At 68.6% G+C, this 16,905-nt stretch carries 13 protein-coding genes and 5 pseudogenes; 9 read left to right on the forward strand and 9 right to left on the reverse strand.

Annotated elements, in window-relative coordinates; all coding sequences use genetic code 11:
- Window positions 1-704 (forward strand): ISAzo13-like element transposase-related protein (locus O3W51_RS38580; RefSeq protein ID WP_417792616.1); only part of this gene is annotated, 704 nt, incomplete at its 5' end.
- Window positions 705-1,745: 1,041 nt separating this feature from the next.
- Here O3W51_RS38580 and O3W51_RS48600 read toward each other — a convergent pair.
- From O3W51_RS48600 to O3W51_RS38590, 3 genes and pseudogenes are all read right to left on the reverse strand, one after another.
- Window positions 1,746-1,910, reverse strand: a pseudogene (locus O3W51_RS48600) (ATP-binding protein); the annotation flags it as partial.
- A gap of 291 nt (window positions 1,911-2,201) precedes the next feature.
- Window positions 2,202-2,651: pseudogene (locus O3W51_RS49065) on the reverse strand (Mu transposase domain-containing protein); the annotation flags it as partial.
- A 377-nt stretch (window positions 2,652-3,028) separates the two neighbouring features.
- On the reverse strand, window positions 3,029-3,433 hold the full coding sequence (locus O3W51_RS38590) for a hypothetical protein (RefSeq protein WP_138358760.1): 405 nt from the start codon (window positions 3,431-3,433) through the stop codon (window positions 3,029-3,031).
- Window positions 3,434-3,475: 42 nt separating this feature from the next.
- Here O3W51_RS38590 and O3W51_RS38595 point away from each other — a divergent pair.
- A pseudogene (locus O3W51_RS38595) lies at window positions 3,476-3,715 on the forward strand (ABC transporter substrate-binding protein); the annotation flags it as partial.
- 5 nt (window positions 3,716-3,720) lie between these two features.
- Here the strand turns inward: O3W51_RS38595 and O3W51_RS38600 are convergent.
- Window positions 3,721-4,818, reverse strand: coding sequence for a LacI family DNA-binding transcriptional regulator (locus tag O3W51_RS38600; RefSeq protein WP_232486201.1), 1,098 nt, complete (start codon window positions 4,816-4,818; stop codon window positions 3,721-3,723).
- Between the two features lie 255 nt (window positions 4,819-5,073).
- Between O3W51_RS38600 and O3W51_RS38605 the strand changes: the two genes are divergently transcribed.
- The 5 genes from O3W51_RS38605 (at window position 5,074) to O3W51_RS38625 (ending at window position 11,893) form a co-directional block, all read left to right on the forward strand.
- Window positions 5,074-5,991 (forward strand): carbohydrate ABC transporter permease, encoded by a 918-nt coding sequence (locus tag O3W51_RS38605; RefSeq protein ID WP_244809744.1) that lies wholly within the window; start codon window positions 5,074-5,076, stop codon window positions 5,989-5,991.
- A 2-nt stretch (window positions 5,992-5,993) separates the two neighbouring features.
- A complete protein-coding gene (locus O3W51_RS38610; RefSeq protein ID WP_138358764.1) occupies window positions 5,994-6,941 on the forward strand; it encodes a carbohydrate ABC transporter permease in 948 nt (315 codons plus the stop codon).
- Between the two features lie 80 nt (window positions 6,942-7,021).
- On the forward strand, window positions 7,022-8,365 hold the full coding sequence (locus O3W51_RS38615) for an extracellular solute-binding protein (protein WP_198359366.1): 1,344 nt from the start codon (window positions 7,022-7,024) through the stop codon (window positions 8,363-8,365).
- A gap of 166 nt (window positions 8,366-8,531) precedes the next feature.
- Window positions 8,532-9,977, forward strand: coding sequence for a ricin-type beta-trefoil lectin domain protein (locus O3W51_RS38620; RefSeq protein ID WP_138358768.1), 1,446 nt, complete (start codon window positions 8,532-8,534; stop codon window positions 9,975-9,977).
- A gap of 164 nt (window positions 9,978-10,141) precedes the next feature.
- The gene (locus O3W51_RS38625) at window positions 10,142-11,893 is read left to right on the forward strand and encodes a glycoside hydrolase family 35 protein (protein WP_138358770.1); all 1,752 of its coding nucleotides are present in this window, start codon (window positions 10,142-10,144) and stop codon (window positions 11,891-11,893) included.
- A 529-nt stretch (window positions 11,894-12,422) separates the two neighbouring features.
- Here the strand turns inward: O3W51_RS38625 and O3W51_RS38630 are convergent.
- From O3W51_RS38630 to O3W51_RS38645, 4 genes and pseudogenes are all read right to left on the reverse strand, one after another.
- On the reverse strand, window positions 12,423-12,881 hold the full coding sequence (locus O3W51_RS38630) for a DUF6042 family protein (protein WP_138358772.1): 459 nt from the start codon (window positions 12,879-12,881) through the stop codon (window positions 12,423-12,425).
- 111 nt (window positions 12,882-12,992) lie between these two features.
- Window positions 12,993-14,168, reverse strand: coding sequence for a hypothetical protein (locus O3W51_RS38635; protein ID WP_138358774.1), 1,176 nt, complete (start codon window positions 14,166-14,168; stop codon window positions 12,993-12,995).
- Window positions 14,169-14,294: 126 nt separating this feature from the next.
- Window positions 14,295-14,594, reverse strand: a pseudogene (locus O3W51_RS38640) (RraA family protein); the annotation flags it as partial.
- Between the two features lie 115 nt (window positions 14,595-14,709).
- Window positions 14,710-15,156 carry a hypothetical protein gene (locus O3W51_RS38645; RefSeq protein WP_187145209.1) on the reverse strand — a complete coding sequence of 149 codons (447 nt, stop codon included), beginning with the start codon at window positions 15,154-15,156 and terminating at the stop codon, window positions 14,710-14,712.
- A gap of 299 nt (window positions 15,157-15,455) precedes the next feature.
- Between O3W51_RS38645 and O3W51_RS38650 the strand changes: the two are divergent.
- Both O3W51_RS38650 and O3W51_RS38655 read left to right on the forward strand, forming a co-directional pair.
- A pseudogene (locus O3W51_RS38650) lies at window positions 15,456-15,617 on the forward strand (ALF repeat-containing protein); the annotation flags it as partial.
- Between the two features lie 25 nt (window positions 15,618-15,642).
- Window positions 15,643-15,831: a hypothetical protein gene (locus tag O3W51_RS38655; protein ID WP_138358778.1), complete on the forward strand. Its 189-nt coding sequence runs from the start codon at window positions 15,643-15,645 to the stop codon at window positions 15,829-15,831.
- An 11-nt stretch (window positions 15,832-15,842) separates the two neighbouring features.
- Here O3W51_RS38655 and O3W51_RS38660 read toward each other — a convergent pair whose 3' ends face one another.
- Window positions 15,843-16,343, reverse strand: coding sequence for a hypothetical protein (locus tag O3W51_RS38660; RefSeq protein ID WP_138358788.1), 501 nt, complete (start codon window positions 16,341-16,343; stop codon window positions 15,843-15,845).
- Between the last annotated feature and the right edge of the window lie 562 nt (window positions 16,344-16,905).

A 16,905-nucleotide genomic window follows, 5' to 3' on the forward strand; every position in this document is an offset into this window, starting at 1 on the left:
TCAAGCAACGGCATTGTCCCGGCACATCGAAGTGGAACAAGATCGAGCACCGACTCTTCTCGCACATCACCATGAACTGGCGTGGCCGCCCGCTGACCAGCCACGAAGTCATCGTGAACAGCATCGCGGCGACCACCACCCCCACCGGGTTACGCGTGAAGGCCGCCCTCGACACCAACAGCTACCCCACCGGCGTGAAGATCGGCGACGCGGAGATGGCCGCCCTGCCGCTGGTCCGGCACACGTTCCACGGTGACTGGAACTATGACCTCCACCCCCAGCCCTGCCCCACCGTCCCAGCGGCGCGAACCCCGCAAGAACCCGCCTCGAAGTGGGACCAGGCCCTGCTCTCTGATCCCGCCCTGACCGGGATGACCCGCCCCCAACTGGACGAACTCACCACAACGTTGGCTCCTGACGGTGATACCCAAACCGGCCGTCCACCCCGGCTCACCTTCCCCGAACAAGTCCTGGCCACCGTGCTTCACCTGCGGGTCGCGCTAGCCGCGGAACCCCTGGCCGTACTGTTCGGCAGCAGCCGCACGGCCATGCACCGCACCCTCCTCAAGAACAGGAAACTGATCAAGGCGCACAGGATCACCATCCCGCCCGCAGCAGCCCCACCCGCGACCCTCGCCGTTCTCCAAGCCCGCGTCCTCACCCTGACCGGCGAGCCCGCAACCAAGATCAAGACGACGTGTTAATGATCTGCAAGCTCTTATGCGCGTGCCTGCTCGATCGAGGCCGGCGCATCGTCCGGGACGACGTCGGGCTCGGGGAACGCCCAGCGAGACAGCTCCCGCACCGCGGCGGACTGCCGCTCCACCGCGCTGCCGCGATACTGGCATCGACCCCGGACGGGACCAGTGACCGGGCGCCCGTCGGCGTCCATGTAGCGGAACCCCCGGCTCGGACAGAGACGAAGTCGCATGCCCGAATGCCATGAGTTACTTCACCGTGAGTCGCAGAGCATTGATGAAGGCGCGGAGGTCGTCGGGCGCGTCGGCGGAGATCACGGTGTGATGGTCGCGTAGGGACGACAGCGTGACATTCGCGGACTTGTCGTGCCAGACGCACTGGGTGACCGCTTTAGCGGCTGTTCTCATGTCAACGCAGAGGATCTTTCCGCCCACGGAACCCGCGCCGTACTCCTTCACGGTCGTGCTGTCGACCTTCGTTCCGAAAAGCACGGCGAGTTCTTGGATCGCCTCTCCCGGCTCTTGCGCGAATGCGGGATCCAGAGTGACTTCGATGACGAGCCCCTTGCCGTCGGCCGTGCCGTAACTAACCGTTGCATAGCCTTTGTTGGGGTCCGTGTTCGAGCTCCTCAGCCCGGCCTGTTCGGGCGTGCCGGGCCTCGAAGCGGTGTAAGCGCCGAATCCGTCCGGAAGCACGGCCGTGTGCTTGACCGCCTTGAAATCCTCGTTCCCGGTGACCACCACCCATCCGATGGCGCCGGCCACTGCTATCAGGGCGATCACGCCGCCGACGATCTTCCGGCGCTGGCGCTGGACCTCCCAGGCTTCCGGCTCCGACCGGCCGATGGAGATCAGTGTGACCTGGGCGTCGCCTGAGACATCGTGAGACACGGAGCACTCCTGGAACCGGTAGGGATTCGGCATCCGGAAACCCGCCAGCGCCCCGGACCGCCGACCATACCGGGGGACCGCCCGGGACGCCCCTGCATTCGCCGTACCACCGTGGTCCGCGGCCAAGGCCCTGGTCGAGTCGACGCCCTGTGGTCCATCGAGGACGGCGAGTTCTTCGGAGGGGACCAGGTCGATGAAGTCGAGGTAGCCCATCTTGGCCTCGTCGGCCCGCTGCGCGTACTGGGTCAGGGCCTCGGCCAGGTGGGGCAGGCCCAGCTTGGCGGCCGTGTTGCGGATGCGGGTGGAGACCAGCTCGCTCAAGACGATTCCTTCGTGGTCTGGTGGGTGTGAAGGGGCGGGTGTTCCGGTCAGCTCGTCATAGATCGACACCGGTCTGCGGCCGACCTCGACTTGGGTGGCCGCGGCCCGGTTCAACAAGGCCCACAGCGATCCCGCCTCTGACACGCCGTCCTGTCGGCGGGGTGCGGGCACGTCTCCGCCCGCTGTGACGCGGCGGCCGGCTCCGGTGGGCAGACCGTCCCAGTGCCGCCCGTCCACGACCCGGGCCCCGCGGCCAACTGCCCGCGGATGGGTGGCCAGCAGAGTCTCCCCCTGGCGGTTGGGTGTGGTGGCATGCAGGGTGACCTGGGACTTCGTGGCTCGGATCTCGACCAGCTGCCGCGGGCGGATCCATAGAGCCGGCACGGAGTAGAGGTTCGCTTCGAAGGCGACGAGGCAGTCCTTGCCGACGTAGCGGAGGTGCCGCTGGGCGACCACGTATGGAGTGGCCGGCAGTGGGCGGAGAGCCATGTGTTCGCGGACCGCCCGCAGACCGATGACCTCGCCGTGGGTGCCGTGGACTTCGGCCCGCCGCAGCGGAACCCAGGCAGTGAATGCGGAGTCCAGTTCCTCGATCGAGGAGAAGGCGCGTCCGGCCAAGACGTGGTCGCGGACGAACAGGACCTGGCGCTCGACTCGGCCCTTTCCAGTGGGCCGGTAGGCGGCCAGCACGTCGGGATCGAAGTCGATCCAACAGCCACTACTGCACGGCCGCGCTGACATCGCCGCCGACGACGTCCGTACGGCGGGCGAAGTCAGCGGCGTTGGAACCGCCGGTGGCAGACGAGCCGTAGGAGCATTCCTCGGTGCGATCCGCGGGCCCTGCGGGCTCCCAGCGCAGCAGGGGCTCTGGGAGGGTCCGCTACTCCCCCAACCATCCCGAGGTCGCCTGGCTGTTCAACCACCGGGCCAAGCCGCGCATCGACCCAAGCATCGAGGTGCCCTTCATCCGGGTCTGCCGCAGCGACGAAAGCAGCGACGTCGCTATGCCGGGCGCGGCTACAGGTGGGACATGCGCTCCCGCACAGGGCCCGCCAACTCGGCCGGGCCCAGGACACCGGGGTGTCCCCGGAAGACGGTGTGGGCTTCTCTGCGAGGGGTCAGCCGATACGGACGGTGATCTCGGGGAGGGGTATGTCGGAAAGGTTCAGCTGGAGCCCGGCCAGAGTCAGGTAGGTCTGCGAGTCGGTCAAGGCGGAAGTGGTGGACGGCACCTGGGTCTTCCCGCGCGTGCTCACCAGCAGGTACCAACCCCCGCGCTTGTAGCTGCGGGAGGCGTCGGGGCGGTCGCCGTTCGGGTTCAGCGTCCAGCCCTGGCGCTCCAGGTCGGCGCAGATCGCGTTCATCTCCGACTGTGCGGCGGTCTTCTCGCGGACGGCCATCCAGCCCGTCCTGTTCGATTGGGCGTCGGCCACGACGGTCGGACGGCCCTGCGCCGGGTCGATGCCCGCCGCGCTGACCGCAGTCCTGATCACCTCGTCCACGGCCCTCAGCCGGAGCGGCATTGAGGAGTCCTCACCGTGCAGCACCCCATCGCCCAGACCGCCGCCGCCTACGACATCGACATGGTCAACGGCGTCGACTTCCTCGTCCGTACGGCCAAGCTGCAGCCGGGCGACAAGATCGGCCATGTCTACTTCGAAGGCGAATACGGTGAGAACGCCCTCGCCGGAGCCACCTACGCCGCGCGGCAGCACAAGCTGAGCATCGTCGAGCAGAAGATCAAGCCGACCGATCAGGATCTGACCGCCCAGGTCACCGCATTGAAGCAGGCCGGCGTCAAAGCCACCCGCTATGCGGGCCGGGACGGCGGCGCCGTGCTGTCCCGGACCGTCAGGCGCGTCGAGACGATGTCGGTGCCCGAGCGCGGGACGTCGTGTTCGCGGATCTGGCGCAGGACCTCCTGGACGCTGCGCCGGCCGACCTCGGCGAAGTCCTGGTGCACCGTGGTCAGGGGCGGAATGAAGTGAGCCGCGTCGGGGATGTCGTCGAACCCGACCACGCTGATGTCGCCGGGGACAGCCCTGCCTCGTTCGTGGAAGGCGCGCAGCAGGCCGAGGGCCATCTGGTCGTTGGCGGCGAACACCGCGGTGCACTGCGGCTCTTCGGCGAGCGCGAGGCCGGCCGCGTAGCCCGAAGCGGCCGACCAGTCGCCCCGCAGGGGCGGCGGCACCGGCCGGCCAGCGTCCTCCAGGACCGTCCGCCACGCCCGGGCGCGCCGCTCGCTCGCGTACGACGACTCCGGGCCGGTCACGTGCCAGACGGTCGCGTGGCCGAGGTCGAGCAGATGGCTGACGGCACGCCGGGCGCCGCCCGTCTGGTCGGTGTCGACGACGGGGTAGCGGTCTCCGGCGTCGGAGTCCACGACGACCACGGGCACGCCGGGCGGCAGCGCCACGGTGCCGGCGTCGAGCAGGTGGATCTCCATGAACACGATGACGGCGTCGACGGCCAGTTCGCCCATCCGCGTGAAGGCGCCCAGCACGTTGTCCTGGGTCGGGATGTCGACGGGGATCAGAGTGATGGCGTATCCCTCGGCGGCGGCCTGGGTCGCGATCGCCTCCACGGTGTTGCTGTTACCGGTGGTGGACAGGCCGTGGAGGATCACGCCGATGGTGTTGAACTGTCCGTACCGCAGGGCGCGTGCCGCGCTGTTGGGGCGGTAGCCCAGTTCGCGCATGGCTGTGAGTACCTGCTCGCGGGTCGAGCCGATGACGCCGGGGTGGCCGTTGGACACCCGCGACACGGTCTGGGACGACACGCCCGCGCGCTGCGCGACGTCGGCCATGGACACGCGCTGCTTGCGGCGTCCGCCCGGTATGCCCGAGCCGCCGCGCTGCGCGCCGCCGGCAGGAACAGGATCTTGTGCTCCCCGCTCACTCAGGTCCATCACCCCTTCACTCCTGTCCGTCCGCCCGTCGCCGGCCAGTGCGGCCAGCGGAAACGTAACGTCCGCGAAACCTTGACCGATCGGCGTGACGGGTGCCACGCTACCGCACAAGTTTACGTAAACATCGCGCTGCCCGGCCCGCTCGGCCTCCCTGCACGGATCGGGTCGGCGCCTTGTGTTCGGCACGATGTTTACGTAAACACCCATCGTCCGGACAGGTCGGTGTCCCAGCAGCGAGGAGCAAGGAGCGACATGGTGGCCGCAGTACCAGAGGCGGGGGCGCGACCCGCCGCGAGGCCATCGGCCCCCGAACGGCGGTCGTGGACCGGCTGGCAGTTCGTCGGTCCGTTCATGGCGGTGTTCGCCCTGGTCTTCCTCGCCCCGATCGGATACTCGATCTACCTGAGCCTGTTCCGCACCCGGCTGATCGGCGGAACCAGCTTCGTCGGCGCCGACAACTACACCGAGGCGTTCGGCGACGCGCAGTTCTGGTCGTCCTTCGGCCGGGTGGCGGCCTTCCTGGCCGTGCAGGTGCCGATCATGCTGTTCCTCGCGCTCCTGCTCGCGCTGGCCATCGACAGCGGCCGCCTGTACGGATCGAGCTTCTTCCGGATCGCGGTGTTCCTGCCCTACGCGGTGCCGGCCGTTGTCGCCACACTCATGTGGGGCTTCATGTACGGCACGCGCTTCGGCCTGGTCGGCAATCTCAACGACGCGTTCGGGATCACCCTCCCGGACCCGCTCTCGCCCGACCTGGTCCTCGCGTCCATCGGCAACATCGTGACCTGGCAGTTCGTGGGCTACAACATGCTGATCCTCTACTCGGCACTGCGGACGGTGAACCCGGCGCTCTACGAGGCCGCGGAGATCGACGGAGCGGGACAGTTGCGGATCATCCGGGCGATCAAGCTCCCGGCGCTGCGCGGGGCCCTGATCATCGCGACGATCTTCTCGATCATCGGGAGCTTCCAGCTGTTCAACGAGCCGAGCATCCTCAAGAACCTGGCGCCGAACGCGATCACGTCCGACTTCACCCCGAACCTGTACGCCTTCTCCCTGTCCTTCGCCGGGCAGCAGTTCAACTACGCGGCGACCATCGCCATCGTCATGGGCGTGATCACGATGATCATCGCCTACGCCGTCCAGCTGCGCGGCATGCGGAAGGAACTCTGACCATGGCGACCACCACTCCCCGCCTGCGGCACACACCCCGCCCGGCACGGCGCCCCGGTACCCGCTCCGGCCCGCTCACGCTCCGCGCCACCCGCAGCACCTCACGCCACAAGCGGCGCAGCGCCACCCTGACCGCCCTGACGGCGATCATGCTGATCTACACGCTGCTGCCGCTGGCCTGGCTGGCGATCAACGCCACCAAGACGCAGCAGGGGCTGTTCAACTCCTTCGGCCTGTGGCTCGACGGTGACTTCGCCCTGTTCGGCAACATCGCCGACACCTTCACCTACAACGACGGGATCTTCACCCGCTGGCTGCTCAACACCCTGCTGTACGTGGTGGTCGGTGCGGGTGGCGCGACCTTGCTCGCCACGCTCGCCGGGTACGGGCTGGCCAAGTTCGACTTCGTCGGCAAGCGGGCCGTGTTCGCCACCGTCATCGGAGCGGTTGCCGTGCCCGGCACGGCGCTGGCGGTCCCCACGTTCCTGATGTTCTCCGAGCTGGGACTGACCGACACCCCGTGGGCGATCATCATCCCGTCGCTGATCTCGCCGTTCGGCCTGTACCTGATGTGGACCTTCGCCACTGACGCCGTCCCGAAGGAGATCCTCGAGTCGGCCCGGGTCGACGGTGCCGGCGAGTTCCGCGCGTTCTTCTCGATCAGCATGCCGATGCTGGCACCCGGCATGGTCACCGTCCTGCTCTTCAACGTGGTCGCGACCTGGAACAACTACTTCCTGCCGCTGATCATGCTGAAGGACCCCGACTGGTATCCGTTGACCCTTGGCCTCAACAGCTGGAACGCCCAGGCCGCCACCGTCGGTGGGGACGTGGTGTTCAACCTCGTGATCACCGGATCGCTCCTGACCATCGTGCCCCTGATCGCGGCGTTCCTGCTGCTGCAGCGGTACTGGCAGTCGGGCCTGGCCGCCGGAAGCGTCAAGGGCTGACCGGCGCACGGCCCCACTCACCCCTCTCCCCCGCACCCCGATCCACGTCTGAAGACACCCTCATGAAAAGGAACACCCTCATGGCGATAGCCCGCCGTCGCGCCCTCCTGCTGGGCGCGGCCGCCCTGTCGGTCGCTCTCACCGCGACCGCCTGCGGCTCCTCCGACTCCAAGGACTCGGGCGGCGCGCAGCCCGCGTCCGCCGCCGATCTCCAGGCCGCCCTGGACACCGGCGGCAGCATCACGGTGTGGGCCTGGGAGCCGACTCTGCAGAAGGTCGTCACCGACTTCCAGGCCAAGTACCCCAAGGTCACGGTCAAGCTGGTCAACGCCGGCACCAACAAGGACGAGTACACCGCGCTGCAGAACGCGGTCAAGGCCGGAAAGGGCGTCCCCGACCTCGCGCAGATCGAGTACTACGCCCTGCCGCAGTTCACGCTCGCCAAGTCCGTCGCCGACCTCACGGCGTTCGGCGCCGACCAGCTCAACTCCAGCTTCACCCCTGGCCCGTGGGGCTCCGTCCACGCCGGCGCCAAGGGCGTGTACGGCCTGCCGATGGACTCCGGCCCGATGGCCCTGTTCTACAACAAGGAGGTCTTCGACAAGTACAAGATCGCGGTGCCGACGACGTGGGACGAGTACCTCGCCGCAGCCAAGAAGCTGCACGCGGCCGACCCCAAGGCGTATCTCGCCAGTGACACCGGCGACGCCGGATTCGCCACCAGCATGATCTGGCAGGCCGGCGGCAAGCCCTACACCGTCGACGGCACCCAGGTCGGCGTGAACTTCGACGAGGCCGGCACCAAGAAGTTCACCGCCGCCTGGCAGCAGCTCGTCAGCGGCAAGCTCCTCTCCCCGGTCACCGCCTGGAGCGACGCCTGGTACCAGGGGCTGGGCGACGGCAGCATCGCCTCGCTCGTCACCGGCGCCTGGATGCCCGGCCCCCTCGAATCCGGTGTCAAGGGCGGCACCGGCAAGTGGCGTGTCGCGCCCATGCCGCAGTGGCAGAGCGGGGCCAAGGTCACCGCCGAGAACGGCGGCAGTTCGCTGGCCCTCACCGAGGCGAGCGCCAACAAGAAACTCGCCTACGCCTTCCTGCAGTACGCCACCGTCGACGCGGGCGCGCAGAGCCGCGTCGACGCAGGCGCGTTCCCCGCCACCACCAAGCAGCTCAACTCCCCCGCCTTCCTGGACAAGCAAGACCCGTACTTCGGCAACCAGAAGATCAACCAGGTACTCGCGCAGTCGGCGACCCAAGTCGCCCCCGGCTGGTCCTACCTGCCCTTCCAGGTCTACGCCAACAGCGTCTTCAACGACACCGTCGGCAAGGCGTACGTCAGCGGCACCACCTTGGACAGCGGGCTGAAGGCCTGGCAGGAGGCCTCCCTCAAGTACGCCAAGGACCAGGGCTTCACCGTCAAGTAGACCCCGGCGCGCGATCATCCGCGCATGCCCGCCCCGCCGACGTGCACCCGACCGGCGGCGGGGCCCCGCTCCCGGCCCACCGGACCGCGCCCCGGCATCGCCATGCGCTTCCTCCTGCTCGTCGTCGTGCCTGCCCCGAGGTACTGCCTCACAGAAAGGGAAAGCCATGCCCCACCCCTCCCCGTCCCGCACCGTCCACCGCGTCCTGGCCTGTCTGCTGGGCGCCGCTCTGTTCGCACCGCTCACCGCCCTGACCGACGCCTCCCCGGCCGCAGCCGACACCCCGCCGTTCGCCGCCGCACAGTTCCAGGGCGTGAACTGGGCCCGCCCGGGCGACAATTACGTCGACGGACCCGTCGTCCTCGAAGGACTGAACGTCACCGACAGCTACGCCACCGTCAAGGCCAAGGCGGACGCCGTCTACAACGGCTTGAAGGCCACCCTCGGCGCCAACACCGTCCGCCTGCCGGTCAACACCAAATCCGTCGGCACCGCCTGGTGGAACGCCTACACCGGCGCCATCGACTCCGCGACCGCCAAGGGCTTCAAGGTCGTCCTGTCCTACTGGGAGGACGGGGCGTCCTCCAACGGCCGGATCGTCGACATGGCCGCCTGCAACGCCATGTGGAACACCGTTGTCGCCAAGTACGGCTCCAACGGCCTGGTCTACTTCGAGCCGATGAACGAGCCCCACGGCTACGACGCCACCGAGTGGACGAACGTCGCCGCCACCTGGCTCGCCGACCGCCCCTCGGTCCCCCGGGGCCGGATCTTCATCAGCGGTGTCGGCTACAACGGTGACGTCAAGCCCGTGTGCGGCGACAGCCGCCTGGACGGGACCTACCTCTCCTACCACCACTACGCCTTCATGAGCGCCGCCAAGACCTACGACCAATGGGTCGCCCACTTCAAGGACGGCATCGGCCCTTGCGCCTCACGCACCGTCCTGGACGAGTTCGGCGCGCCGATGGACGACGGCCTGAACTACAACACCACCACCAGCACCGACAACTTCATCCGCTACCTGCGTGCCGACACCGACACCGTCCGCGCCCTCGGCGTGGGCGCGGTCTACTGGCCTGCCCTCGGTGGCCCGCACAACGAGCGGCCCACTTACGACTACTACTCCCTGTTCGCCCTTCAGGGCAGCGGCACCAACCTGTCGCTGGGCGTCCGCAACATCAGCGGCATCGACCGGCTCAAGTACGCCTGGGGCCTGGATCCCGGCGCGCACACGGGCGCCCTGCACAGCCTCAGCGGCACCAACCGCTGCCTCGACGTCCCCGGCGCCACCCATACCAACAGCACCCAGGTCATGGCGTGGACCTGCAACGGCGGCGACAACCAGAAGTGGACCAGGACGCCGTCGGGACAGCTCACCGTCTACAACGGCGAGAAGTGCCTGGACGTCGGCGGCCAGGCGACGGCCAACGGCAGCGCGGTCGGCATCTACGACTGCAACGGCGGCGCGAACCAGAAGTGGACGTTCTCCTCGGACGGCACGATCCGCGGCGTCCAGTCGGGCCGCTGCCTCGACCTGGACCAGACCACCGCCCAAGGCCAGCTCTACGACTGCTGGGCGGGCGACAACCAGAAGTGGCAGACCCTCTAGCAGTTCACCGGCCCAGCAGTTCCGCGGCGTAACAGATTGCCGGCGCGTACGGGTACCCGGCCGGCCGCGCGGGAGCCCTCCGCGCGGCTGGCCGGCCCACCCGCCTCTTCGAGGCCGGCACCGCCCCACCTCACACTCCCCCTTCAGCACAGGAGCACTCGCACATGCCCGTTCTTGACTTCGACGACAGCGGGTTTCGGCTCGACGGCGCACCCTTCCAAATCCTGTCCGGAGGACTGCACTACTTCCGCGTCCACCCCGCGCAGTGGGCGGACCGGCTGCACAAGGCCCGCCTGATGGGCCTCAACACCGTCGAGACGTACGTGCCGTGGAACCTGCACGAGCCGCGCCCGGACTCCTTCCGGATGGACGGCGAACTGGACCTGCCGGCCTTCCTCGACCTGGCCGCGGCCGAGGGGCTGCACGTACTGCTCAGGCCGGGCCCGTACATCTGCGCCGAGTGGGAGGGCGGCGGCCTGCCGTCCTGGCTGCTGGCCGAGCCGGACATCGCCCTGCGCAGCCGGGACCCCCGGTTCCTGTCCGCGCTGGACCGCTACCTCGCCCAGCTCCTCACCCCCCTGCAGCCCTACCTGGCCACCCGCGGCGGCCCGGTGCTGGCGGTGCAGGTGGAGAACGAGTACGGGGCCTACGGCGACGACACCGCCTATCTGGAGCACCTAGCCGCCACGCTCCGCCGGTGCGGTGTCGACGTGCCGCTGTTCACCTGTGACCAGCCCGCCGACCTGGAGCGGGGCGCCTTGCCGGGCGTGCTCGCGACAGCCAATTTCGGCAGCCGCTCGGCGCAGAGCCTGGCCGCCCTGCGCGCACACCAGCCGGCCGGCCCGCTGCTGTGCGCCGAGTTCTGGAACGGCTGGTTCGACCGCTGGGGCGCCCACCACGTCATCCGCGACCCGGCCCAGGCCGCCCAGGAGCTGGACGAACTGCTCGCGACCGGGGCCTCGGTGAACTTCTACATGTTCCACGGCGGCACCAACTTCGGCTTCACCAACGGCGCCAACGACAAACACACCTACCGGCCGACCATCACCTCCTACGACTACGACGCACCGCTGGACGAGGCCGGTGACCCCACCGAGAAATTCACCGCGTTCCGCCGGGTCCTCGCCAAGTACGCGCCGGTCCCCGCCGAGCCCGTCCCCCACCCCGGGGCCAAACTCGCCCCCCACACCATCGCGCTCACCGACAGCGCCTCCCTGCTCGCGTGCGCTGCCGATCTGGGTGACGCGGTGGCGTCCGAGCGGCCACTGACGATGGAGGAGCTCGGGCAGGACTTCGGATTCGTACTGTACGAGACCGCGCTGCCCGCGGCAGGACCGGTACTGCTGGAAGTGGAGCAGGTGCGCGACCGCGCCCAGGTGTTCCTCGACGGCCTGCCCATCGGGGTGCTGGAGCGCGAGAACCACGAGCGGGCCATCGCCTTCACCGTGCCGCGCGCGGGCACCGTACTGAGCGTGCTGGTGGAGAACCAGGGGCGAGTCAACTACGGGCCGGGCATCCACGACCGCAAAGGACTGCTCGGCGCCATCCTCCTGGACGGATCCGCACTGACCGGGTGGTGCAGCCGGCCCCTGCCGCTGACCTCCCTGACGCAGCTGCCGTTCACCAACACCACCACGACGCCGACCGGGCCCACCTTCCACCGCGGCACCGTCGACCTCGCCGAGCCGGCCGACACCTTCCTCCACCTGCGCGGCTGGACGAAGGGCAACGCCTGGGTCAACGGTTTCGCCCTGGGCCGCTACTGGTCGCGCGGCCCACAGGGGTCGCTGTACGTGCCGAAGCCGGTGCTGCGGGCAGGCGCCAACGAGATCGTCGTGCTCGAACTGCACGCCGCCCACCGCCCCCGTACCGTCGAGCTGCGCCCGACCCCGGACCTGGGCCCCACCGAGCAGTAGCGGTCGCCGCCGTATGCCAACCCGTAGGCCAGGAGCCCCGTCATGAACGCCGGCCGTCCTCGGGACCGGATTTCGTTCCTGGTCAGGTGCCGGACGCCTGGTCCGGTGTACCCGGGGTAACGGCTTTTCTGCCAACTTCGGCTCGCCCATGCGACTCCTCCCAGGGAACACCTGGTTGATCGAACGAACACAGCCACGGATGACCCGGCCCCTTCGCTCCGCCCCCATTACAGGGACTTCATCACTACTACGGCCGGTCCGCCGGCGGGTCCCGCACCGGTACTCAGCCCCTCGAGGTTTCCGCCGCTTCGGGACGCTCCCTCTTCGAGGTCGTTTTCTCCCGGTGTTTCATCCCGGAACGAGTGCTAAATCCGTTGGCGTCGGGTCGCACCAGAACCCCAGCTCCTGGCGTGCGGCCCCCCTGCAGTGGGAGACAACCACCTCCTACATCCAGCGCCTTGCACGCCTCTGTCCCGGCGGTCGGGGATCAGCACGATCAGGCGCACGGCCGGGTGACTGTCGGTCCGGTTCAGTCCGTACCCCGGGGCAGCGTCACCCGGATCCTGCTGCCCTCGGTGGCGCCATGGATAGCGATCCTTTGTTGATCGAACTGCTCCCCATCGCGCCGGATGGCGAAGACCCTGTAAGGCGGAAGGCCCGTGAGATCGCGGCTCGTAGTGAAGTCGCCCGTTTCCGTGAGGAGACGGAGCGCTTCACGGCGGCCATGGGTATCTCCCTCGATCAGCCGGGCGACGCGGTCCAGGCTGGTCTTCACCTCGCTGCGACGCTGTCCGTCTGGATCGAACAGCTCGATGCTGCGGTAGGAGTCGCCCTCGTAGACGCTGTCGATCCGAAGCTGCCTCTCAACGCTCCTGGATATCCGACGGCTCTTCGACGCGTACGGCATGACGCTGCTCGTACCCGATGCCTTGCCCGAGCACATGGCGACCCTGTGCATCGGGAACAGTGTCAGCGTGGTGTGGCCCACAGCGTACGGGCTCTACGCCCGGCTCGCGCCGCTTGACTCCGCATGGCAGTGACGGCCCGAGGTAATCCTCGGGCCGCCGCTGGTCTTGCTGTTCAGCTCCGGGCTTGCTGTTCAGCTCTCGGTGATGCGGGTCCAGGTGAACGGGCCGAACGAGGTGGACGTCGTCGGGTTGTGGGCTCCTGGGGTGACGGTCAGCTTCAGCCATTCCAGGGGTGTGGTGCTTCCGTGCACGACGATGCGGTGGAAGTTCGGGACGGCGTAGCCGGGGTGGCTGTTCCATGCGTCGTACGCGCAGACGTCCTCGTCACCCGTGCAAGGCGCGCCCTGGGTGAGCGGGTTGTCCGAGCGGTAGACGTGCGAGTCGCCGACGAGCAGGAGCACCGGCTTGCCGAAGGCGGCGGTGTGCCTGGCGAGACTGGAGACGACCGGCTCGTAGTTCGCCACGTGGTCGGCCGTCTTGCCGTCTACGTCCCACATGTCGGCCTGGGTGGTGACGACGACGCTGGACATGCCGCCGGCCTTGGCGAGTGCGAATGCGGTGTCCAGCCAGCGCAGGTCGGCCGCGGTGCGCTGGGCGGCCTCGTCGAGCTGCTGCCGTGAGGCCGTCGGCGCGCCGTACCAGGGGTCAGCGTCGTTGTTGGAGCCGCCGGGCACGTTGACCGTCGCGAACAGGGTGCCGTTTTTGACCCAGAGCACGTTCTCCACGTACTTGGCGTCCTCGGGGTGCGCCCAGTTCGGCAGCTGCGCCTGCGACAGGACGCGCAGCGTCCCGCTGCCGAGGGTGTGGCCCGGCTTGGGGAAGAACGTCTTGCGGACCAGATCCAGGTTCGCGGCCGGGTTGCCGGAAGCGTAGTCCACTGAATGGCCGGTGGCCGGATCGAGTACGTAGTCGATCTTCCCGGTGAGCGGGTTGTACGTGCCGCCGCCCTCCTTGGCCTTGTGACAGTCGGCCCACTCGTTGTCGCCGGGGGTGTAGACCATCGGATCCGCGAAGGTCTTCCACAGCGCGGCGACGGACTGGTCGTAAGCGGCGGTGCAGTACTGCTTGCCGGAGTGGATGTCGCCGACATGGATCACGGTGCTGATGTCCGGGTCGGCGTTGACGTTGGCGATGAACGCCGGCGTCGCGTCGAACTCGGAGGTGTCGGTCGGCGAGGTGCCGTACGGGGCGTCGCCGTACACGGCGAGCGTGAACGGCGCACGGGCCCCGGCCCCGGCCCCGGAGGCGGTCGCGTTCGCCGTCATGGCGGTGGCCGATATCGCGCTGAGCGCCAGAGCCAGGCCCACGGCTGCAAACGACCTTCTTTTCATCTGTCTCCTCGGTGAATTCGACCGTGCCGAAGCAGCCTGCTCGCAGCGCGCGTCTCACCGGGAACGGACAGGTGAACGGAAGTCGAATACGGCGTCTACCGATCAGTCGTCCTGGCGCGGCATGTCCATCCGCTCTCCGATGGCCTTCTCGATACGGGCTCGGTGGGCCCCCTCCCACACGTCGAGGAACTCCCCGGCCTCCTTGGCGAGCTTCGCCCGGGCAGCGCCCAGGTTCTCGTCCCGGCGGGCGGCCGGTACGACGACCATGACCTCCTCGTCCGCGACGACGACGTCGCTTGGGTGTACATCCACACCGCCGCAGCGGACCGGGATGCCGAGGGGCTGGGCGGCCGACTTGGCGCCCGGGATCGGGATGACGACGCGGGCGAAGACGGGGAAGGCCATGCGCATGCAAACGCCGCTCCGGCATTCGCCGAGGGAGGCTCGAAGGTGGCTCGCGGGCAGGCGGGCGTTGGTAGCCGCCTACGAACCGCGGCTTTCAGCGAGGCGTACGGAATCAGGCCCGACCCCAGCGCCGTCTACCTCGTGCGCGCAGGCCGGCGACCGGATGGCCCTCGCCTTCGTGGGGCGCCTGCTCGCCCGCCACGACCGTGGCGCCGAGGCATTCGAGCTGCTGTGCCCCGTCGTCGAAGACTGATTCCTCGCCGCCTCGCTGCTGACCACCTGGATCCCGACCGACCACCGATGCGACACGCCGTGGTGCGGCCGCGGCCTCGACGCCGACACTGCGCTCGCCCTGCTTACCACGATCCGGGAACGCCAGGACCGCACCAATGACGCGATCGCCCTGCTGCGTACCCGGCACGTCACCTCTGTCAACAGTCGCGACCAGGTCGCCGATCCGCTGGCCACGCACAACCGGATCGAGGAACTGCTCGCGTACGCGGAGCCCGAGGACCACGGACACGCCGCGCAGCGTTTGGCCGAAATACGTGAGGAGCACGGCGACGTGGAGGGCGCGATCGCTGCCTACCGTCAGCCCGACACCTCGGTGGCCCCCACTACAACGGCGGGGCCCAGCACCCGCAAATAGTCGTGGAGCAGGTCAGCGAAGGCGGTTGCGGCGCCGACGCACAGCCCCTGGCAGCAATTGACTGCCGGTCAGTGAGATGAGTCACCGTGAGAAAAGTAGAGCCCCGGACAATCCGTCCGGGAAGGGCATCGCGCGTGGTGCAAAACCTCAGCCTCGCACTGTTGCCACTGTCCCTTGTCGTAGGGCTTTTGGGGACCACTCCCCCTGCGATGGCCGACGAGCCGCCGTACCCCGTGGACCCTGTCGATGCCACCCCCCTGACGGACCGGGGCCGGGTAGTTGAGCTCTGGAGCGAGGGCGGCCCAGCAGTCAAGGCGGCAGCACGAGTCGCCCTACTCGGAAGCGATGACGACGTCCCGCGTTTCCTCGACACTGAGGAGCCGGTTGCTGAACTCCATGACGATCGCATCCGCGCCGCCTGGCGGCTACCTCACGATCGAGCCCCACAACGAGGCGCGCGCCTGGGTCGGCTCAACGGCAAGGGACCTCACCATGACCTTCACCTGCGCCGAAACAGCGACGGTCCCCAAGACCGGGAAGGTCAACCTGATCGGCTCCGACTGCGAAATGAGCAACGCGTCCTAGGATCCTTCGCTCTACAGCACGGTCGTCCTGCGCCGGTAGTACGCGACCGTCGTGGCCGCCAGGAGGGGCCCCCAGGCCAGCAGCGGAGAGTAGCAAGCCACGAGGAGCACTTGCTGGGCTGGCGTCTGCGTGACGCGCGCGATCAGGCCTGCCGCCTGGGAGCAGGCGAACCAGCCTCCTATCGTGCACAGCGCCGCCGCCCCGAGCAGCGCCGGGACCACCGCCGCGAGCGTACGCACTCGCCGCCCGCCGATGAGCGGGAGCCAGCGGGGTGCCATCTCGCCCCAAGGTCGCACCAACCCGAGTGCGAGCAGGGCGAGGCCTTCGGATATCACGGTCAGCGAGACGGCCAACACCACCTCGCGGCCGTTCCGGCCCGACTGCTCGGCCACCGGGAGCCCGGAAACTTGGGCGATCCGCCACAGGCCGGACGGCAGGGTAACGAGGGGTACGGCGTGGGCGGCGAGGACAGCCCAACGCGGAACCTGGGGCAGCGCGTCGATCTTCAGCATGCGTTCCATCGTGCTGAGGCGCAGGTCGTCGCACATCAGCACGCAGGATGACCTGTTCCCCATACGGGGGAGAACTTGTATCGGATGTCCGACGCACCCAGCTCCAGCGCGCCTGGCCAGTCGCGGGAGACCCTCCGGCGTCCCTGGGAGAACCGGTCAAGGCGGAGCAGCAGACCCCGGCTTGGTTCCGTCGGGGTTCAGGAACATCCGCGCCCGCCTGCTCTCCCGACCCGTGTTCATCCAACGGCACGGGCACCGGACGTTCACCGGATCCTCGAACCCTCACCGGGCGCCCCGCTACGACGTCGGGAAGACCGTCGAACGCGAACTCATGATCGCCGCACATCAACTCGACCTTGTTGCAAACCGTGATCTTGGAGCGACGCCGTCGCAGCTTCCCATGCACGCACAACCGCTCCGATTTCCTCGAAGAAGGCGTGCGCGCGGCGGTGCGGCCAGAGGCGGGACAGACCCGCGCCGGTGAGCATCTCGGTGACAGTGCGCCGCCGGCAGCGTCATGCCCGGAACCCTCAGCGGCAGTTCCTCTGTGTGGAGGTATCTG

Source organism: Streptomyces sp. H39-C1 (genome assembly GCF_027158125.1).
GTDB classification, from domain to species: domain Bacteria; phylum Actinomycetota; class Actinomycetes; order Streptomycetales; family Streptomycetaceae; genus Actinacidiphila; species Actinacidiphila fildesensis.

What these genes read in the sequence shown, in the direction of transcription:
- O3W51_RS38610 (WP_138358764.1), top strand. Translation starts at nt 5,994, where the DNA reads ATGGCGACCACCACTCCCCGCCTGCGGCACACACCCCGCCCGGCACGG.
- O3W51_RS38655 (WP_138358778.1), top strand. Translation starts at nt 15,643, where the DNA reads ATGACGATCGCATCCGCGCCGCCTGGCGGCTACCTCACGATCGAGCCC.
- O3W51_RS38590 (WP_138358760.1), bottom strand. Translation starts at nt 3,433, where the DNA reads ATGCCGCTCCGGCTGAGGGCCGTGGACGAGGTGATCAGGACTGCGGTC.
- O3W51_RS38600 (WP_232486201.1), bottom strand. Translation starts at nt 4,818, where the DNA reads ATGGACCTGAGTGAGCGGGGAGCACAAGATCCTGTTCCTGCCGGCGGC.
- O3W51_RS38660 (WP_138358788.1), bottom strand. Translation starts at nt 16,343, where the DNA reads ATGCTGAAGATCGACGCGCTGCCCCAGGTTCCGCGTTGGGCTGTCCTC.
- O3W51_RS38620 (WP_138358768.1), top strand. Translation starts at nt 8,532, where the DNA reads ATGCCCCACCCCTCCCCGTCCCGCACCGTCCACCGCGTCCTGGCCTGT.
- O3W51_RS38625 (WP_138358770.1), top strand. Translation starts at nt 10,142, where the DNA reads ATGCCCGTTCTTGACTTCGACGACAGCGGGTTTCGGCTCGACGGCGCA.
- O3W51_RS38615 (WP_198359366.1), top strand. Translation starts at nt 7,022, where the DNA reads ATGGCGATAGCCCGCCGTCGCGCCCTCCTGCTGGGCGCGGCCGCCCTG.